Below are 7398 nucleotides of genomic sequence, written 5' to 3'. Positions count from 1 at the left end.
CTCGTGGCGTAGCGGGAACGCGAGTTACGCGTTGACCGTCACAGCGTCATCGGCGATCGAGTAGCTGATCGAGCCGTTCTCGAAGTGGCTGATCTTGCCGCCTTCGATGTCCTGCTCGTCGGAGGTCGGGTAGCCGAACCGGCCGCCCGCGCCGCCTTCGGCTTCCCATGCCTGACGGATGGCGCCGTACACGGTCTTGGCCCCGGTCGGGAGCTTGAAGTAGATGACTCCGCCGGTGAATTCCTGGAACTTGCCACCGTTGGCGGCGTCCTGCTCTGCCGAGGTCGGCTCACCCAGCGGGCTGGACGCGCCACCGGCTTCGTTGTAGTGATCGCCGATAGCCCCAGTGACTTCGAATGCCATGTCGAACAATTCCTTTCACGCAGTAACAATTGGCCTAGCGGCCGCGACGCTACCGTGCGATCGGCCGTTCTCGGCGGCGACTCGCGGGAGATTCACAATCTGGTCACATTTTATTAGCCAGCGATTCGCTCACGGTCGATCGCGGAAACCGGCGCACCGCCCGCTGCCGACGGAGTGCCCCGCTGCCTCGCGAGGAAGCGGTCGGGGCGGCGTCAGCGAAAACGCTGGACGATAGCTTCGGCGATCTTGCCGGGCTCGTGTTCGGGGATGAAGTGTCTGGCGTCGGGCAGCTCGAGGACCCGGTGGTCGGTGAACGTGTCACGCATTCGTGGCAGGAACGCGGCGGGACGGAACGCCATATCCTTCATGCCCCAGATCAGCAGCGTCGGTGTGGCGCCGAGCCGGGCGGGCACGTCGATCGCCAGCTGTTCGAGGAAGGGGCGAGCGGCCAGGATCTGTCCGGGCATCGCGGCGATCCCGCGCCGGGCTTCGGGTGAAGGTTGCACCGCACGGTAGTGATCGGCCTCGGCCTCGCTGATCGTGTTCCGCAGCTCACCGAGCAGGAAACGCTCGACGAGAAGGTTGTCGCGCAGAATCCGCCGCTGCATCGGCGAGCTGCTCATGACCCGGCTGAACGCCTTCTGCGGCCAGGTATCCGTCGGCCACAACAGGGTGTTGCCGAGCACCAGCCCGCGCACCCGATCGGCTCGATCGGCGCCGACCGCGGCGCCGATCGGTCCGCCCCAGTCCTGGCCCATGACGACGAACTGGTCGAGCCCGAGATGGTCGACGAGCTCGCCGACCACCGCGGCATGTTCGGCGATCGTGTAGCCGTACCCGGGTGGTCGTTCGGACAGTCCGAAGCCCGGGTAGTCGACTGCTACGCACCGGAACCGGTCGCCCAGCTGACCGATGATCTTACGGTAGAGAAAACTCCAGGTGGGACTGCCGTGACAGAAAAGGATGGGGATCCCGGAGCCCTCGTCGATGTAGTGCACCCGGCCCGCCGACGACTCGAACCAGCGGGATTCGAAGGGGTACAGCGCCTTGTCCGGCGTGAAATCGATCAGCATCGCATCCATCCTGTCGTCCGGCGTCGAACCGACCCTACGGCCGAAAATCGTAGTGATTCAATGCCTTCGGCGGATCCGTACTGAGGCGCGTGTCACTGGCGACACCGGTGTGGCAGCATCGGCCCTATGACCGAGCCCGTCATCGCGACCCCGCTGCCCGACTGCCCCGATATCGAGCAGGCCTTCGCGATGTCGTGGCCGGTACGACTCGGCGACACCGATGGCGACGACCGGCTGCGGCTCGACGCGGTGGCGCGCTACCTGCAGGACATCGGGTTCGATCATCTCGACGCGGTGGAGGACGGCGACACCCATCAGGCCTGGATCGTGCGGCGCACGGTGATCGACGTGTACGAGCCGATCATGTTCGGCGACCGCGTCCAGCTCCGCCGCTGGGCCGACGCGCTCTCGAATCGTTGGTGCGACATGCGCATTCGGTTGCGCGGGGAGAAGGGCGGGCACATCGAGGCCGCGGCGTTCCTGATCCACATCGACCCCGTCGCCGGCCGTCCCGCGCGGATGAGCGACGCGTTCATGGCGCCGATGCTGGCCGGCACCACCGAACATCGCCTGCGCTGGAAAGCCGCGCTCACCGAACTCGACGTCGCGGAGGTGGAGGAGGTGCCGTTCCCGCTGCGCGTCACCGACGTCGACCGGCTCGGCCATGTCAACAACGCGGTGTACTGGGAGGCCATGGAGGAAGCGCTCGCCGCGCACCCGGACCGTCATCGGTTGCCGTACCGCGCGATCGTCGAACACGTCGGCCCGGTGATGATGGGCGACAAAGTGGTGTTGCGGACGAGTTCGCAACCCGAGCGCCTGCGGGTCCAGGTCGACGTCGACGGTTCGGCCCGCGCCCTCGCCTCGGTGGAACCCCTGACCGGTGCAGCGTCGCGGCGCTGACCGGATTCAGCGCTCGCGGGCGACGAGCCGCGCCGACCCGCCCGCCAGATCCACCCGATCCCGCGGCGGGGCACCCTCCGAAGGGTCCTCCCGGTGCATCAGCGTGCTCGGCCGCTGTTCGAACTCGATCCGGTACCCATCGCCGTCGCCGGGGCCGACGTTACCGATCCTGAGCTGCGGTGATGGTACTCACCGGTAGACACTCCGGGCAGTGAACCAGGTTGCGGTTTCGCGACGATCGCCCTATTCTCGACTGCGTGCCGAATCCCGCCCGCTGTGCCGCGCTGCTAGTCGCTGACCGCGACCTCGCGGTCGCTGCTGCGCAGACCGCGCAGGCAGCCTCACGGCGAATTCTTCTCGTAGTAACCCGCCGTAGCGGGGTCTGATTCGGACCAGCCCCTACGCTGCGGGCTGCTTTTCATCGTTCTGCTGGTCCCACCTGCCAACGAAGACATCTTCGGGAAGACCTCACCTGCAATGACGCTGACACTGGACCATGCCCTGTTCGCCGCTGCCCCCAAGGGCCTGCGCGCCGAGCTCACCGACCTCGACCCCGCCGCCTTCCTCGACCGGTACACCCGCGCCGACGGATCCATCGCCTTGCGCGAATGGTCTTGTTCCGGAACGGATTTCACCGCCACCCTGGAATTCGCCGACCACCTGCGCACCGTCATCGCCACCGGCAGCCCCGTTGCCGCGATGACCTCCGCGCTCTACGACGAGGGCTACCCCCTCGAGATCCTGCACTTCCATCAGCGCCCGACCGCCGACGGCACCGCCACCTTCATGCAGTGCGAGTTCAACGGCAGGCGCGGCTGGGCGGTGGCCACCGCCGCCGGCAGCGCGGAATCGACCGTGCGCGCCATGATCGCCGGCGTCAACCTGCTCGCGGGCTGACACCACCCGAACACGCACAAGGGCCCGTTCACTCGAAAGGTGAACGGGCCCTGTGTGTTCTCGGCGCCGGACTATTCGGCGGGAGAGGATTCCTGCTGCTCGGCGATCTGCTTGCGCACCTCGTCCATGTCCAGATCCTTGATCTGGGTCACCAGGTCCTCGAGCGCGGCGGGCGGCAGCGCGCCCGGCTGCGCGAAGACGAGTACACCCTCGCGGAAGGCCATGATGGTCGGAATCGACTGGATGTTGGCGGCCGCGGCGAGTCCCTGCTCGGCCTCGGTGTCGACCTTGCCGTAGACGACGTCGGTGTGCTTTTCCGACGAGGTCTCGTAGGTCGGTGCGAAACTGCGGCACGGACCGCACCAGGAAGCCCAGAAATCGACGAGGACCACGTCGTTTCCGGTGATGACTTCGTCGAAGTTCTGCTGGGTCAGCGTCTGGGTGGCCATGACGTCCTCTCCTTGTCGGTGTCCTCGGCTGTAACGCCGGGGCGTCCTACTATCTTCCCCCGATCACGATTCGCTCCTGCCGCGCCTCCCCGTCCCAGCGGCGAATCCCCACGATGAGCGACCGGAAATCGGTGTCGGCCGCGACCGTCCGCACCGCGTCGCCGAGCCGTTCGGGGGGCACGCGCCGCGCCAGGGTCACGTGCGGTGTCCACGCGCCGGGAGCCATGGTCGCCGGTACGCCGGGGCAGGGTGAGACCACCTCGCTGACCCGGCGATGCAGGGCGAGCAGGTCCGCGGTGACGACGACCGCCCTGACCAGGATCGGCCGGCGCGCCCCGAAGACGAGCAGCCCGCCCAAACGGATCGGCAGCGGCTCGAACGCGAGCCGCTCGAGCGCGTGGTCGATGCGCGGCCAGATCTCGCGCGCCACCGCGACGGTGATGTGCGGCCGAGCGGTCCCGGGGTGGCGATTGCCCAGGCCTGCTTCGGCAAGAACCGCCCATTGCCTGCGGATCTCTGTCTCGCCGCCCTCGTCGAGGAGCAACTCCACCGACTGCACCATGATCTGCAGAAACTAGTCGCTGCGGCGTGTCCGCACCGCCCACTCGCTCGATCCGGTCCGGACACGCGCGAGGATGGGGGAGTGAACGGTGTGAAGGCGAACCTGCGACTCGGTGTGATCGACGGCGACGGAATCGGCCCCGAGGTGGTGGCCGCGACCCGGGCGGTGGTCGACGAAGCGATCGGCGCGGCCGGGCTCGCGCCGGTGGAGTGGGTGCCGCTGCTGATCGGGCACGAGGCGATCGCCGCCTACGGCCACCCGCTGCCGGAACAGACCCTGACCGCTCTCGAGGATCTCGACGCCTGGATTCTCGGTCCGCACGACAACGCCTCCTACCCGTCGGACATGCGCGTGGCACCGGGCGGCATCATCCGCAAACGGCTCGAGCTCTACGCGAACATCCGCCCTGCCGCCGCCTTCGCCGGCGTGCGTGCGATGGCGCCCGACATCGATCTGGTGATCGTCCGGGAGAACAGCGAGGGCTTCTACGCGGACCGCAATATGTTCGCCGGGTCGGGGGAGTTCCGTCCCACCGAGGACGTGGCGATGGCGGTCGCGGTGATCACCCGCACGGCGTGCGAGCGGATCGCCCATCAGGCGCTGCGGCTCGCGCAGGGCAGGCGCAAGCGGGTCACCGTGGTGCACAAGGCCAATGTGCTGCCGATGACGACCGGCCTGTTCCGTGACGTCTGTTACGCAGTGGCCGAGCAGTATCCGGACGTGACGGTCGACGACGAACACGTCGACGCGATGGCGGCGCACCTGGTTCGCTCATCCGCCGAGTTCGACGTGATCGTCACCGAGAACCTGTTCGGTGACATCCTCTCGGATCTGGCCGGTGAACTCAGTGGCTCACTCGGCATGGCCGCCTCGCTCAACTGCTCCGACACGCGCGCGATGGCACAGGCTGTGCACGGCGCGGCGCCCGGTCTGGCGGGGCACAATCGGGCCAATCCCGCCGCGTTGCAATTGTCGGCGGCAATGCTGTTGCGCTGGTTGGCAGTTCGTGACGACAATAGTCCGCTCCATGATGCCGCCGACCGAATTACCCGTGCGGTGGCGGCGACGCTGGCCGCCGGAATCGCGACGGCGGATCTCGGCGGTCTGGCTTCCACCAGCGAATTCACCGAGCAGGTGCGGGCCCGCGTGCACCGGAGGTGAAGGGACCCCTTTCACATCGGCTGATTAATCTTCGGTTACTGTCGCACCACGCTGTGTCCGGTTCGCATACATTGCCAAACAGGCGCTGACACGTGGCCGGCGTCGACGTGAAATGTGGAGGCTCCTTTGTCTGTTCGAACTGTCCTCGGCCGTGGCGCCGTGCGGCTGCTGTGTACCGTCGCCGGCGGTGCGTTGTTGTTGACCGGCTGCGCCGAGAACACCGAGGGCGACGGCGCCTCGGTGAACAAGGTGTCGGCGGAGAAGGTCGACGCGCTCGCCGCGGCGGTCCCCGACAAGGTGAAGCAGGCAGGCAAGTTGGTCGTCGGCGTGAACGTGCCGTACCAGCCGAACGAGTACAAGGACGCGAGCGGCAAGATCGTCGGCTTCGATGTAGACCTCCTCGACGCCGTCGCGAGCACCCTCGGACTGAAGGTCGACTATGTCGAATCCTCGTTCGAGAAGATCATTCCCGCCATTCAGGCAGGGACCTACGACGTGGGTATGTCCTCGATCACCGATTCGCGCGAACGCGAACAGCAGGTCGATTTCACGACCTATTTCTCCGCGGGTATCCAGTGGGCCCAGCAAACCGGTAAAGCGATCGATCCGAACAATGCGTGCGGCAAGAAGGTCGCCGTACAGTCCACTACGGTCGAGCACACCGACGAGATTCCCGCCAAGAGCGCCAAGTGCGTCGCCGAAGGTAAGCCCGCCATCGAAATGAAGGCATTCGACGAGCAGAGCGCCGCGACCAACGCGTTGGTGCTCGGCCAGGTCGACGCGATGTCGGCCGATTCCCCGGTGACCGCGTACGCGATCAAGCAGAGCGAAGGCAAGATCGAGGCCGCGGGCCCGCTGTTCGATTCCGCGCCCTACGGCTGGGCCGTGCAGAAGACCTCCCCGCTGGCGGCGGCGCTGCAGAAGGCGCTGCAGCACCTGATCGACAACGGCAAGTACGGCGAGATCACCACCAACTGGGGTGTGCAGGACGGTCAGATCAAGACCTCGGTGATCAACGGTGCAGTGAGCTGACGTGACCGACGCGAAAGACACGGTGGAGGTGCCAGGACCGGGCACCGAACCCGAACCGATCAAGGCGGTCCCGCTGCGCAGGCCGGGCCGCTGGATCGCGGCGGCAATCATCCTGATCCTGGTGGGATTGTTCGTCTACGGCGCCGCCACGAATCCCGCCTACCGGTGGGATACCTACGGCAAGTACCTGTTCGACAGCCGGATCACCGCCGGCGCGATCGTCACCCTGGAGCTCACCGTGCTCGCGATGGCGATCGCGGTGGCGCTCGGCACGGTCCTCGCGGTGATGCGTCTGTCGCCGAACCCGGTGCTGCGCACCGCCGCGTGGATCTACCTGTGGATCTTCCGTGGCACCCCGGTGTTCGTGCAGTTGGTGTTCTGGGGCCTGGTTCCCTCGCTGTACAAGCAGATCGATCTCGGTGTGCCGTTCGGTCCGCAGTTCTTCCACTTCGATGTGCAGCACCTGCAGGCGGCGTTCCTGTTCGCGGTGATCGGCCTCGGCCTCAACGAGGCCGCGTACATGGCCGAGATCGTGCGCGCGGGTATCAACTCCGTCGGCGAGGGGCAGCGCGAGGCCTCGGTGGCGCTGGGCATGTCGTGGACGCAGACCATGCGCCGCACGGTGCTGCCGCAGGCCATGCGGGTGATCATCCCACCCACCGGTAACGAGCTGATCGGCATGCTCAAGACGACCTCGCTGGTCACCGCGATTCCGTTGAGTACCGACCTGTTCGGCCGCGCCCGTGACATCTACGGCGTGAACTTCCAGCCGATCCCGCTGCTGCTCGTCTGTGCCACCTGGTACCTGGCGATCACCAGCGTGCTCATGGTCGGCCAGTACTACTTGGAACGCTATTACTCGCGGGGCGCCACCCGGCAGCTGACGGCCAAGCAGCTTCAGGAACTGGCCACAGCGCAGGCGGCGGTGAAGGCGAAATGACAGAACCAGTTGTGGCAG

10 protein-coding genes are annotated in these 7398 nt (G+C 66.8%); 5 read left to right on the top strand and 5 right to left on the bottom strand.

Features of this window, described 5'->3' with window-relative positions; genetic code table 11:
- Positions 1-24 precede the first annotated feature (24 nt).
- Together ACWFRF_RS31395 and ACWFRF_RS31390 are read right to left on the bottom strand one after the other, a co-directional pair.
- Positions 25-363, bottom strand: a complete 339-nt coding sequence (locus tag ACWFRF_RS31395) for an LGFP repeat-containing protein (RefSeq protein WP_378994054.1) — start codon at positions 361-363, stop codon at positions 25-27.
- Positions 364-575: 212 nt separating this feature from the next.
- Positions 576-1436, bottom strand: a complete 861-nt coding sequence (locus ACWFRF_RS31390; RefSeq protein ID WP_378994056.1) for a haloalkane dehalogenase — start codon at positions 1434-1436, stop codon at positions 576-578.
- A gap of 126 nt (positions 1437-1562) precedes the next feature.
- On the opposite strand from ACWFRF_RS31390, the gene ACWFRF_RS31385 reads away from it, so the two are divergent.
- On the top strand, positions 1563-2339 hold the full coding sequence (locus tag ACWFRF_RS31385) for an acyl-[acyl-carrier-protein] thioesterase (RefSeq protein WP_378994058.1): 777 nt from the start codon (positions 1563-1565) through the stop codon (positions 2337-2339).
- A gap of 6 nt (positions 2340-2345) precedes the next feature.
- Here ACWFRF_RS31385 and ACWFRF_RS31380 read toward each other — a convergent pair whose 3' ends face one another.
- Positions 2346-2468, bottom strand: a complete 123-nt coding sequence (locus ACWFRF_RS31380) for a DUF6191 domain-containing protein (RefSeq protein WP_452453735.1) — start codon at positions 2466-2468, stop codon at positions 2346-2348.
- A gap of 348 nt (positions 2469-2816) precedes the next feature.
- Between ACWFRF_RS31380 and ACWFRF_RS31375 the strand changes: the two genes are divergently transcribed.
- Complete coding sequence (locus tag ACWFRF_RS31375) at positions 2817-3236, top strand: 2-keto-3-deoxygluconate kinase (RefSeq protein ID WP_387448075.1); 420 nt, start codon at positions 2817-2819, stop codon at positions 3234-3236.
- A 71-nt stretch (positions 3237-3307) separates the two neighbouring features.
- On the opposite strand, the gene trxA is transcribed toward ACWFRF_RS31375, so the two are convergent.
- Entirely contained in the window at positions 3308-3685 is a 378-nt protein-coding gene (gene trxA, locus ACWFRF_RS31370) for a thioredoxin (RefSeq protein ID WP_056824580.1), read from the bottom strand.
- Between the two features lie 49 nt (positions 3686-3734).
- Positions 3735-4247 carry a 2'-5' RNA ligase family protein gene (locus tag ACWFRF_RS31365; RefSeq protein WP_378994062.1) on the bottom strand — a complete coding sequence of 171 codons (513 nt, stop codon included), beginning with the start codon at positions 4245-4247 and terminating at the stop codon, positions 3735-3737.
- Between the two features lie 81 nt (positions 4248-4328).
- Here ACWFRF_RS31365 and ACWFRF_RS31360 point away from each other — a divergent pair, with 81 nt between their 5' ends.
- The 3 genes from ACWFRF_RS31360 (at position 4329) to ACWFRF_RS31350 (ending at position 7380) form a co-directional block, all read left to right on the top strand.
- Positions 4329-5408 carry an isocitrate/isopropylmalate dehydrogenase family protein gene (locus ACWFRF_RS31360; protein WP_378994064.1) on the top strand — a complete coding sequence of 360 codons (1080 nt, stop codon included), beginning with the start codon at positions 4329-4331 and terminating at the stop codon, positions 5406-5408.
- A gap of 126 nt (positions 5409-5534) precedes the next feature.
- The gene (locus tag ACWFRF_RS31355) at positions 5535-6440 is read left to right on the top strand and encodes an ABC transporter substrate-binding protein (protein WP_378637131.1); all 906 of its coding nucleotides are present in this window, start codon (positions 5535-5537) and stop codon (positions 6438-6440) included.
- A 1-nt stretch (position 6441) separates the two neighbouring features.
- Positions 6442-7380 (top strand): amino acid ABC transporter permease, encoded by a 939-nt coding sequence (locus tag ACWFRF_RS31350; RefSeq protein ID WP_378994066.1) that lies wholly within the window; start codon positions 6442-6444, stop codon positions 7378-7380.
- The last annotated feature ends 18 nt before the right edge of the window (positions 7381-7398 follow it).

The organism is Nocardia sp. NPDC055165 (genome assembly GCF_053606985.1).
This window is presented reverse-complemented; position numbering and strand designations above follow the sequence as displayed.

Bases quoted from the DNA above. Each gene is read 5' to 3' on its own strand.
- ACWFRF_RS31395 (WP_378994054.1), bottom strand. From the start codon at position 363: ATGGCATTCGAAGTCACTGGGGCTATCGGCGATCACTACAACGAAGCC.
- ACWFRF_RS31390 (WP_378994056.1), bottom strand. From the start codon at position 1,436: ATGCTGATCGATTTCACGCCGGACAAGGCGCTGTACCCCTTCGAATCC.
- ACWFRF_RS31385 (WP_378994058.1), top strand. From the start codon at position 1,563: ATGACCGAGCCCGTCATCGCGACCCCGCTGCCCGACTGCCCCGATATC.
- ACWFRF_RS31375 (WP_387448075.1), top strand. From the start codon at position 2,817: ATGACGCTGACACTGGACCATGCCCTGTTCGCCGCTGCCCCCAAGGGC.
- trxA (WP_056824580.1), bottom strand. From the start codon at position 3,685: ATGGCCACCCAGACGCTGACCCAGCAGAACTTCGACGAAGTCATCACC.
- ACWFRF_RS31365 (WP_378994062.1), bottom strand. From the start codon at position 4,247: ATGGTGCAGTCGGTGGAGTTGCTCCTCGACGAGGGCGGCGAGACAGAG.